The sequence below is a fragment of the Micromonospora deserti genome (genome assembly GCF_003236335.1).
Lineage (GTDB): Bacteria > Actinomycetota > Actinomycetes > Mycobacteriales > Micromonosporaceae > Micromonospora > Micromonospora deserti.
In genome coordinates, this window is sequence record NZ_POUB01000107.1 from 1 (window position 1) to 19,010 (window position 19,010).

General features: G+C 74.1%; 19 protein-coding genes. 11 read left to right on the top strand and 8 right to left on the bottom strand.

Going from position 1 to position 19,010, the window contains the following annotated elements; all coding sequences use genetic code 11:
* From C1I99_RS16545 to purD, 6 genes are all read left to right on the top strand, one after another.
* On the top strand, positions 1–522 hold a 522-nt coding region (locus C1I99_RS16545; protein ID WP_146603972.1), incomplete at its 5' end, for a fructosamine kinase family protein.
* Positions 519–1,532 carry a GTP 3',8-cyclase MoaA gene (gene moaA, locus C1I99_RS16550; RefSeq protein WP_111135116.1) on the top strand — a complete coding sequence of 338 codons (1,014 nt, stop codon included), beginning with the start codon at positions 519–521 and terminating at the stop codon, positions 1,530–1,532. The genes C1I99_RS16545 and moaA, both read left to right, overlap by 4 nt.
* Positions 1,533–1,537: 5 nt before the next feature.
* Positions 1,538–1,783 (top strand): MoaD/ThiS family protein, encoded by a 246-nt coding sequence (locus tag C1I99_RS16555; RefSeq protein WP_111135117.1) that lies wholly within the window; start codon positions 1,538–1,540, stop codon positions 1,781–1,783.
* 14 nt (positions 1,784–1,797) lie between these two features.
* A complete protein-coding gene (locus tag C1I99_RS16560; RefSeq protein WP_111135118.1) occupies positions 1,798–3,042 on the top strand; it encodes a metallophosphoesterase in 1,245 nt (414 codons plus the stop codon).
* Positions 3,043–3,234: 192 nt separating this feature from the next.
* Positions 3,235–4,152: a type IV toxin-antitoxin system AbiEi family antitoxin domain-containing protein gene (locus C1I99_RS16565; protein WP_233512545.1), complete on the top strand. Its 918-nt coding sequence runs from the start codon at positions 3,235–3,237 to the stop codon at positions 4,150–4,152.
* Positions 4,153–4,241: 89 nt separating this feature from the next.
* Positions 4,242–5,489: a phosphoribosylamine--glycine ligase gene (gene purD, locus C1I99_RS16570; RefSeq protein WP_111135131.1), complete on the top strand. Its 1,248-nt coding sequence runs from the start codon at positions 4,242–4,244 to the stop codon at positions 5,487–5,489.
* Between the two features lie 193 nt (positions 5,490–5,682).
* Here purD and C1I99_RS16575 read toward each other — a convergent pair whose 3' ends face one another.
* The 3 genes from C1I99_RS16575 to C1I99_RS16585 all read right to left on the bottom strand — a co-directional run bounded on the left by C1I99_RS16575 (position 5,683) and on the right by C1I99_RS16585 (position 9,004).
* Positions 5,683–7,245: an AMP-binding protein gene (locus tag C1I99_RS16575; protein ID WP_111135120.1), complete on the bottom strand. Its 1,563-nt coding sequence runs from the start codon at positions 7,243–7,245 to the stop codon at positions 5,683–5,685.
* Between the two features lie 90 nt (positions 7,246–7,335).
* Positions 7,336–8,550 (bottom strand): acyl-CoA dehydrogenase family protein, encoded by a 1,215-nt coding sequence (locus C1I99_RS16580; protein WP_111135121.1) that lies wholly within the window; start codon positions 8,548–8,550, stop codon positions 7,336–7,338.
* Position 8,551: 1 nt separating this feature from the next.
* The gene (locus C1I99_RS16585; RefSeq protein ID WP_111135122.1) at positions 8,552–9,004 is read right to left on the bottom strand and encodes an SCP2 sterol-binding domain-containing protein; all 453 of its coding nucleotides are present in this window, start codon (positions 9,002–9,004) and stop codon (positions 8,552–8,554) included.
* A gap of 74 nt (positions 9,005–9,078) precedes the next feature.
* On the opposite strand from C1I99_RS16585, the gene C1I99_RS16590 reads away from it, so the two are divergent.
* Entirely contained in the window at positions 9,079–9,717 is a 639-nt protein-coding gene (locus C1I99_RS16590; protein WP_111135123.1) for a TetR/AcrR family transcriptional regulator, read from the top strand.
* 7 nt (positions 9,718–9,724) lie between these two features.
* Here C1I99_RS16590 and C1I99_RS16595 read toward each other — a convergent pair whose 3' ends face one another.
* Entirely contained in the window at positions 9,725–10,363 is a 639-nt protein-coding gene (locus tag C1I99_RS16595; protein ID WP_111135132.1) for a DedA family protein, read from the bottom strand.
* Between the two features lie 180 nt (positions 10,364–10,543).
* On the opposite strand from C1I99_RS16595, the gene C1I99_RS16600 reads away from it, so the two are divergent.
* On the top strand, positions 10,544–11,773 hold the full coding sequence (locus tag C1I99_RS16600; protein WP_111135124.1) for a sensor histidine kinase: 1,230 nt from the start codon (positions 10,544–10,546) through the stop codon (positions 11,771–11,773).
* Positions 11,770–12,411 carry a response regulator gene (locus C1I99_RS16605; RefSeq protein WP_111135125.1) on the top strand — a complete coding sequence of 214 codons (642 nt, stop codon included), beginning with the start codon at positions 11,770–11,772 and terminating at the stop codon, positions 12,409–12,411. The genes C1I99_RS16600 and C1I99_RS16605 overlap by 4 nt, the downstream gene beginning before the upstream one ends.
* An 87-nt stretch (positions 12,412–12,498) precedes the next feature.
* On the opposite strand, the gene C1I99_RS16610 is transcribed toward C1I99_RS16605, so the two are convergent.
* The 3 genes from C1I99_RS16610 to C1I99_RS16620 are packed head-to-tail and all read right to left on the bottom strand — an operon-like array spanning position 12,499 to position 15,608.
* Complete coding sequence (locus tag C1I99_RS16610; protein ID WP_111135133.1) at positions 12,499–13,113, bottom strand: DedA family protein; 615 nt, start codon at positions 13,111–13,113, stop codon at positions 12,499–12,501.
* 39 nt (positions 13,114–13,152) lie between these two features.
* Complete coding sequence (locus C1I99_RS16615; RefSeq protein ID WP_111135126.1) at positions 13,153–14,235, bottom strand: MaoC/PaaZ C-terminal domain-containing protein; 1,083 nt, start codon at positions 14,233–14,235, stop codon at positions 13,153–13,155.
* Positions 14,235–15,608, bottom strand: a complete 1,374-nt coding sequence (locus C1I99_RS16620) for a 3-oxoacyl-ACP reductase (RefSeq protein ID WP_111135127.1) — start codon at positions 15,606–15,608, stop codon at positions 14,235–14,237. The genes C1I99_RS16615 and C1I99_RS16620 overlap by 1 nt, the downstream gene beginning before the upstream one ends.
* Before the next feature lie 53 nt (positions 15,609–15,661).
* Between C1I99_RS16620 and C1I99_RS16625 the strand changes: the two genes are divergently transcribed.
* Positions 15,662–16,954, top strand: coding sequence for an acetyl-CoA C-acetyltransferase (locus tag C1I99_RS16625; protein WP_111135128.1), 1,293 nt, complete (start codon positions 15,662–15,664; stop codon positions 16,952–16,954).
* Here the strand turns inward: C1I99_RS16625 and C1I99_RS16630 are convergent.
* The gene (locus tag C1I99_RS16630) at positions 16,924–17,484 is read right to left on the bottom strand and encodes an SDR family NAD(P)-dependent oxidoreductase (protein WP_111135129.1); all 561 of its coding nucleotides are present in this window, start codon (positions 17,482–17,484) and stop codon (positions 16,924–16,926) included. The genes C1I99_RS16625 and C1I99_RS16630 overlap by 31 nt on opposite strands.
* Positions 17,485–17,627: 143 nt before the next feature.
* Between C1I99_RS16630 and purB the strand changes: the two genes are divergently transcribed.
* The coding region (gene purB, locus C1I99_RS16635) for an adenylosuccinate lyase (protein ID WP_111135130.1) at positions 17,628–19,010 on the top strand (1,383 nt) is incomplete at its 3' end.

Here is a 19,010-nt window from a genome sequence, read left to right on the forward strand (position 1 = left end):
GGTTTCATCGGGGCGCTGCCGGCGGACAACACCCCGCAGGACGGCCCGTGGGGACGCTGGTTCGCGGAGCGCCGACTGCTGCCGCACCTGCGCCGGTCGGTCGACCGCAACGCGCTCGCCGGCCCGGAGACCGCGCTGGTCGAGGAGGTCATCGACCGGATCGACGAGTTCGGCGGCGACGAGCCGCCGGCCCGGATCCACGGCGACCTGTGGCCGGGCAACGTGCTCTGGGGCGCCGACGGGCGGGCGTGGCTGGTCGACCCGGCCGCGCACGGCGGCCACCGGGAGAGCGATCTGGCCCAGCTGGCCCTCTTCGGCGGCGCACCGCACCTGGACCGGATCCTCGCCGCATACGAGGAGAACTGGCCACTGGCCGACGGGTGGCGGCAGCGGGTGCCGGTGCACCAGCTCCACCTGCTCCTGGTGCACACCGCCCTGTTCGGCGAGGCGTACCGGGATGCGGTCACCCGCGCGGCCCGGGCCGCCCTGACGGGGATCGGGCGCGCTACCGTCGACGGGTGAACGCCACCCAGCCGAGCGACGGCGTCCTCGTCGACCGGTACGGCCGCGTCGCCCGGGACCTGCGCGTCTCGTTGACCGACAAGTGCAACCTGCGCTGCACCTACTGCATGCCGGCCGAAGGGCTGCCCTGGCTCGCCGGCCCCGAGCTGCTCGGCGACGACGAGATCATCCGGCTGATCCGGGTCGCGGTGCGGCAGCTCGGCGTGACCGAGGTGCGCTTCACCGGCGGGGAGCCGCTGATCCGGCCGGGGCTGGCCGGCATCGTGGCCGCCGTGGCGGCGCTCGAACCGCGGCCCCGGATCTCGCTGACCACCAACGGCATCGGCCTGGACCGGCTCGCGCCGACCCTGCGCGCCGCGGGCCTCGACCGGGTGAACGTCTCGCTGGACACCCTGGACCCGGAGCGGTTCGCCCGGCTGACCCGGCGTCCCCGCCACGCCGACGTGCTGGCCGGCCTGGCCGGCGCGGCGGCGGCCGGGCTCACCCCGGTGAAGGTCAACGCGGTGCTGATGCGCGGCGTGAACGACGACGAGGCTCCCGCGCTGCTCCGCTTCGCCCTGGCCCACGGCTACGAGCTGCGGTTCATCGAGCAGATGCCGCTGGACGCCCAGCACGGCTGGGACCGGGCCGCGATGGTCACCGCCGACGAGATCCTCGCCGCACTGGTCGGGGGGTTCGCCCTGACCGCCGACCCCACCGAGCGGGGACCGGCGCCGGCCGAGACCTGGCTGGTCGACGGCGGCCCCGCCCGGGTCGGTGTGATCGCCAGCGTCACCCGCCCCTTCTGCGGCGACTGCGACCGGACCCGGCTCACCGCCGACGGCCAGGTTCGCGCCTGCCTCTTCGCCACGGAGGAGTCCGACCTGCGCGGCGCGTTGCGGGCCGGGGCGGACGACGACGAGTTGGCCCGGCGCTGGCGCGCGGCGATGTGGGGCAAGCGGGCCGGTCACGGCATCGACGACCCGACGTTCCTCCAGCCGGCCCGGCCGATGTCCGCGATCGGAGGTTGACCCCGGTGCAGCTGACCGTCCGCTACTTCGCCGGGGCGCGGGCCGCCGCCGGGCGCACCGAGGAGACCGCGCCCGCCGGCCGTTCCCTGGACGAGCTCACCACCGAGCTCGCCGAGCGGCACGGCGAGCGGCTGGCTGCCGTGCTACGCGTAGCGAGTTTTCTGGTCGACGGCGTGGCCTGTCATGATCGTCAGGTGCCGCTGCCGGCTGGGGCCACGATCGACGTCCTGCCCCCCTTCGCCGGCGGCTGAGGGAGGCTCATCACATGCTGGCGTTACTGGGGTTCGTGGCGACCCTGGGAGTGATCACCGGCCTGGTCCACCTCTACCTGTGGAAGCGCCTGGTGCGCGACACCACCAGGCCGGGGCGCTGGCGGCGGATCGGCGGGGTGACCACGCTGGTGCTCGCGCTGCTCGTACCGGCCACCATGATGGGCACCCGGGCCGGGCTCTACTGGCTCGCCTGGCCCGGCTACCTCTGGCTCGCCGTGATGTTCTACCTGCTGGTCCTCCTGGTCGCGCTGGAGGTGCCGATGCTGGTGGCCCGGCTGGTGCTGCGGCGGCGGGTCGCTGCCGCCGAGCCGACCACCGCCGCGCCCGAGCCGGTCCTGGTGGGGGCGGCGGGCCCGGCCGACCCGCCGGCCGCCGACGTGGTCGCCCAGCCCGACCACGACCCGTCCCGCCGGTTGCTGCTCGCCCGCGGGGCGGCCATCTTCGCCGGGCTCACCGCCACCGGCATCACCGGGTACGGCGTCCGCACCGCGCTCGGCCCGCCGCAGCTGGACCGGGTGCGGATTCCGCTGGCCAAGCTCCCCCGGAGCATGGACGGCCTGCGGATCGCCACCGTCGCCGACATCCACCTCGGTCCGCTGCACGGCCGGGCGCACACCGAGCGCATCGTGGCCGCGATCAACCGCCTCGACGCCGACCTCGTCGCGGTCGTCGGTGACCTGGTCGACGGCTCGGTCGCCGAGCTGGGCGCGGCGGCCGAGCCGCTGCGGGACCTGCGCTCCCGGTACGGCAGTTTCTTCGTCACCGGCAACCACGAGTACTACTCCGGGGTCGAGGAGTGGGTGCAGGAGCTTGACCGGCTCGGGCTGCGGGTGCTGCAGAACAGGCGGCAGGAGATCCAGGCCCGCGGCGGTGTGCTCGACCTGGCGGGGGTCAACGACATGACCGCCGCCGGCACCGGGCTGGCCGCGCCGCCGGACTTCGCGGCGGCGCTCGGCGGTCGCGACCCGAGCCGTCCGGTGGTGCTGCTGGCCCACCAGCCGGTCGCTGCGGTGGAGGCGGCGAAGTACGGCGTCGACCTGCAGCTCTCCGGGCACACCCACGGCGGCCAGATGGTCCCGTTCAACCTGCTGGTCCGGCTCCAGCAGCCGGTCGTCTCCGGCTTGGGCGAGGTCGACGGCACCACGGTCTACGTCACCAACGGCGCCGGCTTCTGGGGCCCGCCGGTCCGCGTTGGTGCCGAACCCCAGATCACCCTCGTCGAACTCCGCTCCCCCTGACCCGCACCACCCACCGCCGACGACCTCGCCGGTGATCATGAGGTTAGCGGTGCGGTCCGCGATCGACTTCGCCGCTAAGCTCATGATCAACACAGGCTGTGGGCGGGGTTGTCCACAGGAATGTGGGAGTTATCCACAGGGCTTCGTGGGCGGGGGTGGGCTGGTCCATGGTCGAGAGCCATGGATCGCGCGGTGGCATTGCGACGGATCGCCTCCGGGCAGGACGGGTTGGTGACCCGGGCGCAGGCGACGGGTGTCGGGTTCAGCCGGCACGAGATCGACAACCTCGTCACGTTCGGCCGCTGGCGTCGCCTGGCCCGGGCTGTCTACCTGGTCGGCGGCATGGCGGCTGGAGAGCCGTCCCGGCGATGCCGAATCCGCGCGGCGCTGCTGTCGCTGGGGCCGAAGGCCCATGCGGTACTCGGAACGGCCGCCGAACTCCACGGCATCGCCGGGCTTCCGGCCACTGACGCGATCCACGTGGCGCTGCCCGGCACTGCGGCGAAGCTGGCGCGGGTCCAGGAACCCGGCCTCGTGGTGCATCAACTGGAGCATCCAGCGGCTTCGGTCGTGAGGCTCAACGGTCTGCCGGCCACCGACCCGCTCCGTACCGTGACCGAGGTGATCCTCCGGGTGGGCCGGTATCCTGCGGTCTGCGTGCTGGACTCCGCGCTGAACCGGGGGCTCGTCACCGAGGATGACCTGCTTGCCATTCCGCGCCTGATCAGGCGCCGCCGGGGCGCGGTGGCGGCCCGCGCCTACCTGGCTGAGGCGGACGGGCGGGCGCAGTCCCCGCTGGAGACCCGTACCCGCCTGCGCTGCGTCGACGGCAAGGTGCCCCCGGACACTCTCCAGGTGAAGGTACGCGATGACGACGGCTACCTGCTCGGCGTCGGCGACCTCGGCTGGCGCGGCCCGCGGGTGATCGCCGAGGCCGACGGCCGAGGCGCGCACAGCACCCCCGAGGCCGCCTTCGCCGACCGCCGTCGGCAGAACCGCCTGGTCAACGCCGGCTGGGCTGTCCTGCGCTTCACCTGGGCCGACACCCTCGACCCGGCCTACATCCCCTGGACCGTTGGCCAGGCCATCGCCGCCGCCCAACGCCGTTGATCATGAGGTTAGCAGTGGGGATGGAGATCGGCATCGCCGATAACCCCATGATCAACGGGGCGGGATGGGGGGCCGGTAGGATGCGGGTCGTGCGGGTTCTTCTTCTGGGTGGTGGGGGGCGGGAGCATGCGCTCGCGCTCGGGCTGGCGGCTGATCCGTCCGTCGCGCGGCTGATCGCCGCGCCGGGGAATCCCGGGATCGCGGCGCTGGCGGAGTTGCGGTCGGTGGATCCGGTCGATCCGGCGGCCGTCGCCGCGCTCGCGGTGGAGGTCGGGGCCGATCTGGTGGTGATCGGGCCGGAGGCCCCACTGGTGGCCGGGGTCGCCGACGCGGTCCGGGCGAAGGGCATCGCCGCGTTCGGGCCGTCCGCCGAGGCGGCCCGGCTGGAGGGCTCGAAGGCGTTCGCCAAGGACGTGATGACCGCCGCCGGCGTGCCCACCGCCCGGGCGTACACCTGCGTGGACGAAGCCGCCACCGCCGCCGCCCTTGATGAGTTCGGCGCGCCGTACGTGGTGAAGAACGACGGGCTCGCCGCAGGCAAGGGCGTCGTGGTCACCGGCGACCGGGAGGCCGCGCTGGCGCACGCGCGGGAGTGCGGGCGGGTCGTGGTCGAGGAGTACCTGGCCGGCCCGGAGGTCTCGCTTTTCGTGATCACCGACGGCGAGGCGGCGGTGCCGCTGTTGCCGGCGCAGGACTTCAAGCGGGCCGGTGACGGCGACACCGGCCCGAACACCGGCGGCATGGGGGCGTACGCGCCGCTGCCCTGGGCCCCGCCCGGCCTGGTCGACGAGGTCATGCGCGACGTGGTACACCCGACCCTGGCCGAGATGCGCCGCCGGGGCACCCCGTTCAGCGGCGTGCTCTACGTCGGGCTGGCGATCACCGCCGGCGGTGTCCGGGTGATCGAGTTCAACGCGCGCTTCGGTGACCCGGAGACCCAGGTGGTGCTCGCCCTGCTGGAGACCCCGTTGGCCGGGCTGTTGCACGCGTCGGCCACCGGCACGCTGGCCGAGCACCCGCCGCTGCGCTGGCGCGACGGCGCCGCGGTCACCGTGGTGGTCGCCGCCGAGGGCTACCCGGCCGCGCCGCGCACCGGTGACGTCATCACCGGCGCCGAGGGCCCGGGGATCATCCACGCCGGCACCCGCCGGGCCGCCGACGGCACCCTGCGCTCCGCCGGTGGCCGGGTGCTCTGCGCCACCGCCAGCGGCCCCGACCTGGCCGCCGCCCGAGACGCCGCGTACGCACTGGCGGCCGGGGTGGGGCTGGCCGGCTCGCACCACCGCACCGACATCGCCGCCGCCGCGGTCGACGGCCGGATCACCCTGCCGGGCTGACCGCCCGCCAGTCTGGGCCGGGCACGGCCGACGTCGGCGACCCGAACCAGGCGATCACCGCCAAGGCCGTACTCGATGCCGTTGTCCACCACCTTGGCGTAGTGCCCGGCGCAAATCCGGCCCGGTCCCCGGGCAGTCACCCGGTCGACCACGGGAAGGCGCCGTCGCCGGCAAGGACCGGGGCGCGGTTGGCTCAGCCGTAGTAGCGGCGCAGCTCGCGGACGAGCACCTTGCCGGTGGCGTTGCGCGGGAGGTACTTGACGAAGACGACGTCCCGGGGGACGGAGAACCGGGCCAGGTAGTGGCGTACGTACTCCCGGACCGCCTCCGGGTCGAGCGTCTCCCCCGGGTGCAGGGCGAGGAACGCGGCGAGCCGCTGCCCGTACTCCGGGTCCGGCACGCCGATCACGGCGGCCTCGCGTACCTGGGGCAGCCGGGCGAGCAGGTCCTCCACCTCGGACGGGAAGACGTTCTCCCCACCCGAGACGATCATGTCGTCGGCCCGGCCGTCCACGAAGAGCAGGCCCTCGGCGCTGATCCGGCCCAGGTCACCGGTGTCGAGCAGCCCTTCGTGGCGGTCCCGTTCGGCCCCGGAGGTGTAGCCCTCGAAGAGCATTTCGTTGCCCACGAAGATCCGGCCGGCCCGCCCGCTCGGCACCGGCTGCCCGTCGGCGTCGAGGATCTCCAGCCGGGTGCCGTGCGGCGGGCGGCCGGCCGTGGTGGGCGCCTCCCGCAGCTCGGCGGGGCCGGCGATGGAGGCCCAGGAGACCTCGGTGGAGCCGTAGAGGTTGTAGAGGACGTCGCCGTAGACGTCCATGAACCGCGGCGCGAGGTTGCCCGGCAGGGCGGAGCCGCTGACCGCGACCACCTTGAGCGGGGGCCGCGGGTCCGGCGGCGGCACCTCCAGCAGCCGCTGCACCATCACGGGTACGGCGAAGAGCGCCTCGCACCGGTGCCGGACCAGGTCGGCGAGCGTGGCGGCCGGGTCGAACCGGCGGTGCAGCACGATGGTGGCGCGCAGCGCGAAGGCGACCTGGAGGGCGGCGTACCCCCAGGTGTGGAAGAGCGGCGCGGCGATCATGACCCGGTCCCGGGCGTGCAGCGGGATGCGGTCGATGATGGACACCAGCGGCCCGAACCCGTTCGGGGTGGGGCGGCGGGCACCCTTCGGCGCGCCGGTGGTACCCGAGGTGAGCACGATGATCCGGCCGTCGCGGGCCGGCGGGCGCAGCTCGCCGGGGAGGGCGTTCGCGATCAGCTCCTCCCGGGCCCGCTCGTCGAGGCGGTGCAGCTCGGCGGGGAGGCCGAGGATCCGCTCGGCGAACTCGGCGTCGTGGACCAGCACCCGCAGCCGCTGCTCCTCGGACACGGTGGCCAGTTGTGCGGCGGAGAGCCCGGTGTTGACCAGCACCGCGTCCGCGCCGAGCAGGGTGGCGGCCACGATCGTCTCGATCAGACCGTGGTGGTTGCGGCACAGCACCCCGATCCGCTCGCCCGCCTGTACGCCGAGTGCCGCGCGGATCGCCCGGGCCAGCCGTTCGGCCCGGTCCAGCAGCTCGGCGTAGGTCAGCTCGACGCCCTGGTCGTCGACGACGGCGGTCCGGCCGGGGTCGCGCGCGGCCGCCTGGCGCAGCTCGCCGGCGAGGCTCCAGCCCCACGCGCGCAGCGCGCCGAGCTGGGAGGCGACCCGGATCGGACGGCCGGGGGTGAGCAGTCCGCGCCGGGTCAGGGTGGCGACGATGAACGGCAGGTCCATGCCGCGAGCCTCCTTCTGGCGTGCATGAAGGCCCCCGAGCCCGCGCCGCCGCCGTCGCCGTGTCTGGCGGCCCGGGCCGTCGCCGCGGGGTCAGCGGATCTGTATCCCGGAGATCGCCCGGGAGATGACCAGGCGCTGGATCTCGGAGGTGCCCTCGAAGATGGTGTAGATCTTGGCGTCCCGGTACCAGCGTTCGACCGGGTGGTCGCGGAGGAAGCCCGCGCCGCCGAGCAGCTGCACCGCCTTCTCGGTGACCGCGACCGCCACCTCGCCGGCTTTGAGCTTGGACATCGAGCCCTCCCCGGCCGCGAACGGCCGGTTGTTGCGGCCCATCCAGGACGCGCGCCAGACCAGCAGCCGAGCCGCGTCGATCTCCGTCCTCATGTCGGCCAGCGCGAAGGCGACCGCCTGGTTCTCGATGATCGGGCGTCCGAACTGGACCCGCTCCTTCGCGTAGCCCAGGGCGTACTCGTAGGCGGCCCGGGCCACGCCGAGCGCCTGCGCGCCGACGGTGGGCCGGGAGAGCTCGAAGGTGCGCATCGCGGCCTGCGACGCGGCCCGCTGCCCGGAGCGGGCCCGGTCCAGCCGCTCCAGTAGCGCCTCCCGCCCGCCGAGCAGGCAGCGCCCCGGCACGCGGACGTCGTCGAGGAAGACGTCGGCGGTGTGCGACGCGCGCAGCCCGAGCTTGCGCAGCTTGCGGGTCGCGGTCAGGCCGGCGGTGCCCGGCGGTACGACGAACGCCGCCTGCCCACGTGAGCCGAGTTCCGGCGCGACCGAGGCGGTGACCACGTGCACCCCGGCGATCCCGCCGTTGGTCGCGTACGCCTTCTGCCCGCGCAGCACCCACTCGTCGGTGGCCTCGTCGTAGGTTGCCCGGGTGCGCATCGCGCCGACGTCCGAGCCGGCCTCCGGCTCGCTGGTGCAGAACGCGGCGACGGCCGGTTCGTCGACCGTGCCGAAGCACGGCGGCACCCACTCGACGAGTTGGTCAGGGGTGCCGGCGCCGTAGATGGCGGCCACCGCCAGGGTGGTGCCGAAGATGCTCAGGCCGATGCCGGCGTCGCCCCAGAAGAGTTCCTCGCTGGCGATGGGCAGGGAGAGCCCGCTCGGGTCGGACCAGCAGGTGGCGAGGAACTCGAAGCCGTAGAGGCCGACCTTCGCCGCCTCTTGGATGATCGGCCAGGGGGTCTCTTCCCGCGCGTCCCACTCGGCCGCGGCCGGGCGCACGACCTCGGCGGCGAAGCCGTGCACCCAGTCGCGGAGATCCCGCTGTTCCTCGTTCAGGTCGAGCGAGAAGTCGGCCATGTCAGGCCTTGGGGATGTCGAACAGGTTGGCGATGTTGGCGGCCAGGCCCAGGTCGCCCTTTGCCTTCAGCTTGCCGGTCATGAACATCATCACCGGGTTGGCGCCGCCGGAGACGATCTTGAGGAACTCCACCGGACCCATGGTCAGGCTCAGCTTCGGGTCGTGCTGCGGGGTCTCGTTCACCGTGCAGGTGCCGTCGGCGATGACCACCTCGTAGGTGTCGGTGCCACCGTCCGGGCGGCCGGTGATGTTCCAGTGGATGGCCGCGTTGGTGGAACCGGCCCGGTCGGCGCGGAACAGCGACGGCATCCGGCCGAAGACCTCACCCAGGATCTTGCCGCGCAGGTCGCCGGACATCACCTCGGCGATCTTGTTGTCGGGAGTGGACTTGACCAGCTGGGCGAACTCCTTGGGGCCGACGTTGGCGAAGGTGGCCGGGTCGAAGTCAGTCATGGGGGAACACCTCTCGGGCGGGCCGGCTTGGCTACTCTGGCGTAACCTTACGCACGAGTAGGTATGCTCGCAAGGTGTCCACGCCACCCGCCTTCAAGCGCCTGCCCCGGGCCGTACGCGAGCAGCAGATGCTCGACGCGGCCGTGAAAGTCTTCTCCCGCAGGGGTTTCCACGCGGCCAGCATGGACGAGATCGCCGAGGACGCCGGCATCTCGAAGCCGATGGTCTACGCCTACCTCGGCACGAAGGAAGAACTCTTCGTCGCCTGCCTGCACCGTGAGGGCACCCGGATGATGCAGGCCATCGCCGGCGCGGCCGCCCCGGACCTGCCCGCCGACGAGCGGCTCTGGCGGGGGTTGCGGGCGTTCTTCGGGTTCGTCGGGGCGCACCGGGACGGCTGGGCGGTGCTCTACCGGCAGGCCCGGGGCGAGCAGCCGTTCGCCGCCGAGCTGGCCGGGATGCGGGCCCGGATGGTTGAGGTGATCGCCGGGATGCTGGACCACGCGCTGCGGGCCGAGGGGCGCGAGGTCGGCGAGACCGAGCTGGAGGTCGTCGCGTACGCCCTGGTGGGGGCGACCGAGTCGTTGGCCGACTGGCTCGCCGACCATCCGGAGGAGGACTCGGCCAGGACCGCCACCCGGATGATGAACGTCGCCTGGCTCGGCGCCGGGCAACTGCTGCACGGGGCCAGCTGGCGCCCACCAGCCGAGTGAGCCGCGTTCACCGCCGGGCCCCGACGGGCGCCTCGACCGGCGTGCTGACCCGGCGACGCCGCCGGATCCTCCACCGGACGACCTCGACCACCAGGGTCACCGTCAGCGCGAGGCCCAGCCCGAACAGCAGGCCTCGGACCGGGTCCCGTTCGAAGGCGAGCCCGCCGAGGTAGCCGACCAGCGCCGAGTAGCTCCCCCAGGAGGCGGCGGCGAGCGCGTCGAAGGCGAGGAAGCGCCGGCGGGGAAAACCGACCGCGCCCATGGTGAGGGTGACCGCGGTCCGACCACCCGGGATGTACCGGGCGACGGCGAGGATCAGCCCGCCGCGGAGCGCGATGCCGCGCCGGGCCCACTCGACGCCCGCCCGCCGCCGCCCGCTGGCCGGCAACCGATCGAGCAGCCGGGCGCCACCCGTGCGGCCGATGGCGTACGAGACGTGGTCGCCGGTGAGCGCGCCGGCCGCCGCGACCACGATCACGGTCACCAGCTCCGGCTGCCCGCTCGCCGCGAACACGCCGGCGGTGATCACCGCCGTCTCGCTCGGGACCACCGGGAAGAACCCGTCGACCACCGCGATCGCGAAGATTGCCAGGTACACCCAGGGCGAGGACATCGTCTGGTGGAGCAGGTCGAGCACCGAATCCATGAGCCCGATGCTGCTGCCGCCGACCGGGGTCGCCATCGGCCGTCAGTCAACGGGCGCGTACTACCTAAGTAGCACCCGCCCCCCAGTGGACTCAGGGTCGCGGTCGGGGTGGCGCCGCCCCGACCGCGACCCGGGTCCACGCCCGGTACCGCCCGCCGCCACAGCACCTAGGCTCGGAGCGTGACCTCCAGCGCCGCCGCACTCCGGCGGGTCGTCGAGCGGTACGCGCCGCTGCTGCTCGCCGTGCTCGCCGCCGCCGGGGTCTGGGCGTCCGCCACCGGGGCGATCGGAGTCCGCTCACCCCTGCCCCGGGTGCTGGTCCTTCTCGTCGCCGTCGGATCGGGGTGGGCCGCCGCGACGACCCGTACCCGCCGCTGGCCACTGTTCACGGCGGCCGCCGTCGGGTGGCTGGTGCTGGCCGCCTGGCCGGCCGTGGTCGTCGCCTCCGGGCAGGCCGGCCTCCGGCTGCGGGAGCGCCGCCACCTCGTCGGCTACATCGCCGGCGCGCTCCTGGTGTCCGGCGTGGGAGTCCTGGTCGGCATCGCGGCCGGCGGCGAGCGGTGGTTGACCACGGCCACCCCGGCCAACGCCGCCGCGCTCTTCGCCTGGATGGTGGTCTTCCCGCTGGTCGTCGGGCTCTGGATCCGGGCCCGCCGGGACACCCTCGCCGCCCTGCGGGACCGGGCCGAGCGGCTGGAACGAGAGCAGGCGGCCCGCGCCGAGCAGGCCCGGGCCGAGGAGCGGGCCCGGATCGCGCGGGAGATGCACGACGTCGTGGCGCACCGGGTGTCGCTGATGGTGGTGCACGCCGGGGCGCTGGAGGTGACCTCCGCCGACCCGGCGACGGTCGAGGCGGCCGCGCTGATCCGGACTACCGGCCGGCAGGCCCTCACCGACCTGCGCGAGGTGTTGGGCGTGCTGCGGCAGCCCACCCCGGCCGGCGCCGGCGGGCCGCGCCCCGTCGGTGCCTCCGGCCCGGCCGGCGGCGCGGTGACCGGCACACCGGCGCCGGACACCGCCCGGCCGCCGGGGCTGGCCGAGGTGGACGAGCTGGTACGGGAGTCCCGCGCGGCCGGGCTGTGGGTGGACCGCCGGGTCGAGGGGTTACCGCGACCGCTCCCGGCGACCGTCGATCGGACCGTGCACCGGGTGGTACGCGAGGCGCTGACCAACGTCCGCAAGCACGCGCCCGACGCGGAGACGATCGTCCACCTGCGGCACCTGTCCGGCGGGATCGAGGTGAGCGTGCGCAATGGCCCGTCAGCCGGCGGGTCGGGCCTGCCTGGTGCCGGACTCGGCCTGATCGGCCTGCGGGAACGCGTGGAGCTGCTCGGCGGGCGGTTGGAGGCCGGGCCACGCGACGGCGGCTTCCTGGTGCGGGCGCTGATCCCGGTGGCGGAGGCGACGTGATCCGGGTCCTGGTCGTCGACGACGAGCACCTCGTCCGCTCGGGGCTGCGGCTGATCCTGGCGGCGGCGCCGGAGATCACCGTGGTGGGCGAGGCGGCCGACGGCGCCGAGGCGCTGGTCGAGGCCCGCCGGCTCCGCCCCGACGTGGTCCTGCTGGACGTGCGGATGCCCGGCGCGGACGGGCTGTCCGCGGCGGCGCGGATCGTCGCCACCGGCGCGAAGGTGATCATGCTGACCACCTTCGACCGGGACGAGTACGTGCACCAGGCGCTGCGGGCCGGGGCGGTCGGCTTCCTGCTCAAGGACACCCCGCCGCAGGAACTCGCGACCGCGGTGCGGACGGTCGCCGCCGGGCACGCCATGCTGGCGCCCACGGTGACCCGGCGGCTGATCGACTCGTTCGCCGAGCGGGGTCCGGCCCGGCGGGACGCCGCGCGGCAGCGGCTCGGCCAGCTCACCGGCCGGGAGTTGGAGATCGCCCGGGAGGTCGGGCGGGGGCACGCGAACGCGGAGATCGCCCGCCGCCTGACCATGAGCGAGGCCACCGTGAAGGCGCACGTCAGCCGGGCCCTGGCCAAGCTCGGGGCCGCCAACCGGGTGCAGCTGGCGATCCTGGTGCACGACGCCGACCTGCTGTGACGCCGACCGGCACGTCGCGTCGAGCAGCGCGCCGCGGGGTCGGGCACACCGAGCATCCTGATCCGCGGAGGCACGGCGGCGGGCGGGTCAGCGGCGCGCGGCGGGGCGGCGGTGGTGCGAGTGCACCCGGCGGGCCGCCTCCAGCAGCAGGGTGATCACCACGGAGAGGCCGACCCCGACCAGGATGCCCTTGACCGGCTCCCGCTGGAAGGCCAGGCCCCCGAAGTAGCCGAGCAGCCCGCAGTAGACCGCCCAGGAGATCGCCCCGACCGTGTCGTAGAGGAGGAACGAGCGGAGCGGGTAGCGGACCGCCCCCATGGTGAGGGTGATCGCGGTCCGTCCGCCGGGGACGTACCGGGCGGTGGTCAGGATCAGCCCGCCGCGCCGGTTCACCGCCCGGCGGGCCCACTCGGATCCGGCCCGGCGCCGGGTGTCCGCGGGCAGCTGCGCCAACCGGCGCGCGCCGCCGCTGCGCCCGATGGCGTACGAGAGGTGGTCGCCGGCGAGCGCGCCGAGCGCGGCGGCGGTGATCACCGCCACCAGGATGGGATTCCCGCTGGCGGAGAGGACGGCGGCGGTGATCACGGCCGCCTCGCCGGGCACCATCGGGAAGACCGCGTCGACCGCGGTGACCCCGAAGAGAACCAGGTACACCCACGGCGAGGTGACCGTCTCCCGGAGCAGGTCGAACACGGAGTCCATGCCCTCATGCTCGTCGGACACGGCCGGCCGGGGGCCGAGTCAGCGGATCGCGCCCACCAGATGGGGTCGCCCGGTGCGCGCGTCGTGCAGGGCGAACTCCCAGGCCGGGGTGGTGCTGAACGCCACCGTGGTGGGCAGCGGCACGGGCAGCTTGAACGCCACCTCGACCGTGTAGGCGTCCGGCAGCCGGTTCTCCAGCGCGGCGAGGCACCGGGCCTTGCTCCACATCCCGTGCGCGATCGGGCGGGAGAAGCCGAGCAGCCGGGCGCCCAGCCGGGAGGTGTGGATCGGGTTGTGGTCGCCGGAGACCCGCGCGTAGTCCGTACCGACCCGGGGGTCGACCCGCCAGTGGGCCGAGGCGGCCGGCGGCGCGGGCCGGTCGCCGTGGTCGTGCCGCGCACCGCCGCCCGGCGTCCGCTCCTTGCCGAGGTACGTCGAGACGCCGCGCCAGACCTCCTCCCCGCCGACCGAGCCGACCAGCACCACGTCGATTTGCCGGCCGCGGTCGTGCGGGCGCAGGTTCTCCGCGTACGCGGTGAAGTCGAGGCTCTCGTCGGCATCGATCGGCCGGTGCACGGCGATCCGGTTGCCGACGTGCACCACCCCGGTCAGCGGGACCGGGAACTCCGGCGCGGTCATCAGCCGCAGCGCCAGCGGAAACCCCATGACGTGCGGGTACGTCGCGGGCAGCCGGTCGGTGAGCCGGAACCCGCAGACCCGGTCGTAGCCGGCGAGGTGGGTGCGGTCCACGGTGACGCCGGCGACGGTCAGCTCGACGACCGGCGGCGCGGCCATCCGACGCCCGCCGCCGCCCCCGGGCAGGGCGGTGCGCAGCGCCCGCCGGTAGAGCGCGCCGGTCGCCGGCATCCGGGGTAGCTCGACGCGCGCCCGAATCGCCGGCGAGGCGGCCGGCTGGTGCGCGGACAGGTCGTGGGTGGGTGCCGTGTCCACCCCCGACAGGTCGTGCGTGGCCGCGAGGCTCAGGTCGTGCGCCGACGGGTCCGGGGCCCGGGCGGCGGCCAGGTCCGCCGGCGACAGGATTTCGGTCGGACCGTCGATCAGCTCGTGTACGGACAGCTCCCGGCCCGCGTCGTCGGCCGGGCGGCCCTGGCTCCCGGCCATCACGCCCCCAGCAGGCTCTGCCCGCAGACCCGGACGATGTTGCCGCTGACCGCGCCGGAGGCCGGCCAGGCCAGCCAGCCGATGGTCTCCGCGACGTCCACCGGCAGGCCGCCCTGGGACATGCTGTTCATCCGCCGGCCCGCCTCCCGCAGCACCAGCGGGATCCGGGCGGTCAGCCGGGTCTCGATGAACCCGGGGGCGACCGCGTTGACGCTGATCTCGCGTTCGCGCAGCACCGGGGCGAGCGACTCGACCAGCCCGACCACCCCCGCCTTGCTGGTGGCGTAGTTGGTCTGGCCCCGGTTGCCGGCGATCCCGGCGATCGAGGAGACCGAGACGATCCGCCCGCCGGCCGGGATCAGCTCCCGCTCCAGCAGTACGTCGTTGATCCGCTCCTGGCTGGAGAGGTTCACGTCGAGCACGGAGTCCCACCGGTCGGCGTCCATCCGGCCGAGGGTCCTGTCCCGGGTGATGCCGGCGTTGTGCACCACCACGTCCACCCGGCCGTGCCGGGCGGCCAGGTGCTCGGCGAGCCGGGTCGGCGCGTCCGGAGCGGTCAGGTCGAGCTGCACGGCGGTGCCAGCGATCTCGTTGGCCACCGCGGCCAGCTCGTCCCCGGCGGCCGGGATGTCCAGCGCCACCACCCGGGCGCCGTCGCGTGCGAGCACCCCGGCCAGCGCCGCGCCGATCCCCCGGGCCGCGCCGGTAACCAGCACGACCTGCCCGTCGAGCGGGCGATCCCAGTCCAGCGGTGGCTCCGCGCGGCCCGTGCCGATCCGGATCACCTGGCCGGAGACGTACGCGGAGCGGCCCGACAGCAGGAAGCGCAGGGTGGCCTCCAGGCTGGTCGGTGTGCCCGCGTCGCCGTCGCGGGTGACGTACACCAGTTGCGCGGTGACGCCCCGGCCGAACTCCTTGCCGATGCTGCGGGTCAGCCCCTCCAGGGCCCGCTGCGCGGTCGCCTCCCGCGGCGAGCCGCACTCGTCGGGCGGGGTGCCCAGCACGATCACCCGGCCGCTGGGCTGCACCGCCCGGGCCTGCGGGTGGAAGAAGTCGTAGAGCTGCCGCAGGCCCGTCGAGTCGGTGATCCCGGTCGCGTCGTAGACCAGGGCGGCGCTGCCCGGCGTACGACCGGACGCCGGATCGGGGACGGCGGTGGCCGGGTCGCGGAGGGCGACCCCGGCGGCGGTCAGGATCTTGCCGACCGGCTCGGCGAGGCGGCCGGCGGTGGCCGCGCCGAGCAGGACGGGCCCGGGAACGAGCGGTTCGCCGGGGCGGTGCCGGCGCAGTCGCGGCGGGTCGGGCAGCCCGAGGCGCTTGACCAGCGCGCGGCCGGCCCCCGATTGGACGAAGCTCGCGTACCTGTCGGTCATAGGCGTAGCCTACTGACGAGTAGGGTGCGGGCAACACTTTCAGGAGGCGGATCGTGCAGAACATCCGGCGGGTGGCGGTCATCGGTGGCAACCGCATCCCCTTCGCCCGCTCCAACTCCCGCTACGCGAACGCGTCCAACTCGGACATGCTCGGCGCGGCCCTCGACGGGCTGGTGGCCCGCTACGGGCTGGCCGGCGAGCGGGTCGGCGAGGTGGTCGCCGGCGCGGTGCTCAAGCACTCGAAGGACTTCAACCTCACCCGCGAGGTGGTGCTCGGCTCCCGACTCGACCCGCACACCCCCGCGTACGACGTCCAGCAGGCCTGCGGCACCGGGCTGGAGGCGGCGATCCTGGTCGCCAACAAGATCGCCCTCGGGCAGATCGACGTCGGCATCGCCGGTGGCGTCGACACCACCTCCGACGCGCCGCTGGCGGTCAACGAGGAGCTGCGACGCACGCTGCTCAAGCTCAACAGCGCCCGCACGCTGGGCGAACGACTGCGGATCGCCGCGAAGCTGCGCCCGCTCCAGCCGTTCCGGCCCGAGGTCCCGCGCAACGCCGAGCCGCGTACCGGGCTGTCGATGGGCGAGCACGCCGCCCGCACCGCGCTGCGCTGGAACATCGACCGGCCGTCCCAGGACGAGTTGGCGCTCCGCTCGCACCAGCGGCTCGCCGCCGCGTACGACCGGGGCTTCTTCGACGACCTGATGACGCCCTACCTGGGGCTGACCCGCGACCAGAACCTCCGTCCGGACACCAGCCTGGAGAAGCTCGGCTCGCTCAGGCCGGTCTTCGGCACCAGGGGCCCGGACGCCGAGCAGGCCACCATGACTCCCGGCAACTCCTCGCCGCTGACCGACGGGGCGTCCACCGTGCTGCTGGCCAGCGAGGAGTGGGCGCGCGCGCACAGCCTGCCGGTGCTGGCCTGGTTCACCTGGTCGGAGACGGCGGCTGTCGACTTCGTGCACGGCGACGAAGGGCTGCTGATGGCCCCCGCGTACGCGGTGCCCCGGATGCTCGCCCGGGCCGGGCTGACGTTGCGGGACTTCGACTTCTACGAGATCCACGAGGCGTTCGCCTCGCAGGTGCTGGCCACCCTGGCGGCCTGGGAGTCGCCGGAGTTCTGTAAGGACCGGCTCGGCCTGGACGCCGCGCTCGGGTCGATCGATCGGGAGAAGCTCAACGTCAACGGCTCCTCGCTGGCGGCCGGGCACCCGTTCGCGGCGACCGGCGGCCGGATCGTGGCGACGCTGGCGAAGCTGCTCGCCGAGAAGGGCAGTGGGCGAGGGCTGATCTCGATCTGCGCGGCCGGCGGTCAGGGCGTGACGGCGATCCTGGAACGCTGAGGCCGGCCGCCGTTCAGTCTCTCCGGTAGCGAGCCGCCACGCCGCTCGCCCGGCCTCCCGACCGATGACCGGGTCACCCCGGGATCCGGGACGCGGCTGGCGAAGCTGCTGCCGATGTTGACGATCCGCCCGCCGTCACCCATGTGGCGTACCGCCGCCTGGGTCGCCAGGAAGACCCCGCGTACGTGCACGGCGATGGCCCGGTCGAGGTAGTCGAGGCTGACCTCCTCGATCGGCCCGGCCGAGAACACCCCGGCGTTGTTGACCAGGATGTCCAGCCGCCCCAGCTCGGCGACGGTCTGCTCGACCGCACCGGCCACCGCCGTCCCGTCGGCGCTGTCGGCCCGGATCGACAGGCCGGTGCGGCCGTACGACTCGATGTCGGCGACGACGGCCTTCGCGTTGTCCTCCGCCTCGCGGTAGGTGAACGCGACGTGGGTGCCGTCTTCGGCCAGCCGCCGGGCGACGGCGGCGCCGATACCGCGGCTACCGCCGGTGACCAGAGCGACCCTACCGGTAAGTCTGGACACTCTTTCCTATTCCCGTCAGTCGACTCAACAGGATGATCACCTTATCCGGCGCCGGGGCGGTGTTCCGTGAGTCCTGGTCGCCTTGGCGGCCCAGCCGGCGGCCCGCCCGGGGCACCGCCGTCGAATACGGGAGAATGAGGGCCGTGACGACGATCCCGAACGTGCTCGCCAACCGGTACGCCTCAACCGAGCTGGTCGCCCTCTGGTCACCCGAGGAGAAGGTCCGGATGGAACGGCGACTCTGGCTGGCCGTGCTCCGCGCCCAGCGGGACCTCGGCGTGCCGGTGCCGGACGGCGTGGTCGAGGCGTACGAGCGGGTGCTCGACGACGTCGACCTGGCCTCGATCGCGGCGCGGGAGCGGGTCACCCGGCACGACGTGAAGGCACGGATCGAGGAGTTCAGCGCGCTCGCCGGGCACGAGCACGTGCACAAGGGGATGACCTCCCGGGACCTCACCGAGAACGTCGAGCAGCTCCAGGTGCGCGCCTCGCTGGAACTGATCCGGGACCGGGTGGTGGCCACCCTGGCCCGACTGGCCTGGCTCGCCAACGAGCACTCGGGCCTGGTGATCACCGGCCGCTCGCACAACGTCGCGGCGCAGGCCACCACGCTGGGCAAGCGCTTCGCCTCGGCCGCGGAGGAACTGCTCATCGCGTACGAGCGGCTGGACGACCTGATCCGGCGCTACCCGCTGCGCGGCATCAAGGGCCCGGTCGGCACCGCCGCCGACCAGCTCGACCTCTTCGACGGCGACGCCGGCGGGGTGGCCGAGCTGGAGCGCCGGGTCGCCGAGCACCTCGGCTTCTCCCGGGTGCTGGACAGCGTCGGGCAGGTCTACCCGCGCTCGCTCGACTTCGACGTGCTCTCCGCACTGGCCCAGGTCGCCGCCGCGCCGTCGTCGCTGGCCACCACCATCCGGCTGATGGTCGGCCAGGAGCTGGCCACCGAGGGCTTCAAGCCCGGCCAGGTGGGTTCCAGCGCCATGCCGCACAAGATGAACACCCGCTCATCGGAGCGGGTGAACGGTTTCGCGGTGATCATCCGGGGTTACCTGTCGATGGTCGGCGAGCTGGCCGGCGACCAGTGGAACGAGGGGGACGTCTCCTGCTCGGTGGTCCGCCGGGTGGCCCTGCCGGATGCCTTCTTCGCCGCCGACGGGCTGTTCCAGACCTTCCTCACCGTGCTCGACGAGTTCGGGGCGTACCCGGCGGTGATCAACCGTGAGCTGGAGCGCTTCCTGCCCTTCCTGGCCACCACGAAGATCCTGGTGGCGGCGGTCCGCCGGGGTGTCGGCCGGGAGGTGGCGCACGAGGTGATCAAGGAGCACGCCGTCGCGGTGGCGCTGGCCATGCGGGAGAAGGGCGCTCCGGAGAACGACCTCTTCGACCGCCTGGCCGCGGACAGCCGCCTCGGTCTGTCCCGCGCCGAGATTGACGCCCTGGTCGCCGACCGCTCGGCTTTCGTCGGCGCCGCCCCCGCCCAGGTGGACGCGGTCACCCGCCGGATCGCCCCCATCGTCACGGCC

Coding starts and splice junctions, on each gene's coding strand:
- C1I99_RS16585 (WP_111135122.1), bottom strand. CDS start 9,004: ATGACTGACTTCGACCCGGCCACCTTCGCCAACGTCGGCCCCAAGGAG.
- C1I99_RS16620 (WP_111135127.1), bottom strand. CDS start 15,608: ATGACCGACAGGTACGCGAGCTTCGTCCAATCGGGGGCCGGCCGCGCG.
- C1I99_RS16595 (WP_111135132.1), bottom strand. CDS start 10,363: ATGGATTCGGTGCTCGACCTGCTCCACCAGACGATGTCCTCGCCCTGG.
- C1I99_RS16560 (WP_111135118.1), top strand. CDS start 1,798: ATGCTGGCGTTACTGGGGTTCGTGGCGACCCTGGGAGTGATCACCGGC.
- C1I99_RS16575 (WP_111135120.1), bottom strand. CDS start 7,245: ATGGACCTGCCGTTCATCGTCGCCACCCTGACCCGGCGCGGACTGCTC.
- C1I99_RS16615 (WP_111135126.1), bottom strand. CDS start 14,235: ATGGCCGGGAGCCAGGGCCGCCCGGCCGACGACGCGGGCCGGGAGCTG.
- C1I99_RS16610 (WP_111135133.1), bottom strand. CDS start 13,113: ATGGACTCCGTGTTCGACCTGCTCCGGGAGACGGTCACCTCGCCGTGG.
- C1I99_RS16580 (WP_111135121.1), bottom strand. CDS start 8,550: ATGGCCGACTTCTCGCTCGACCTGAACGAGGAACAGCGGGATCTCCGC.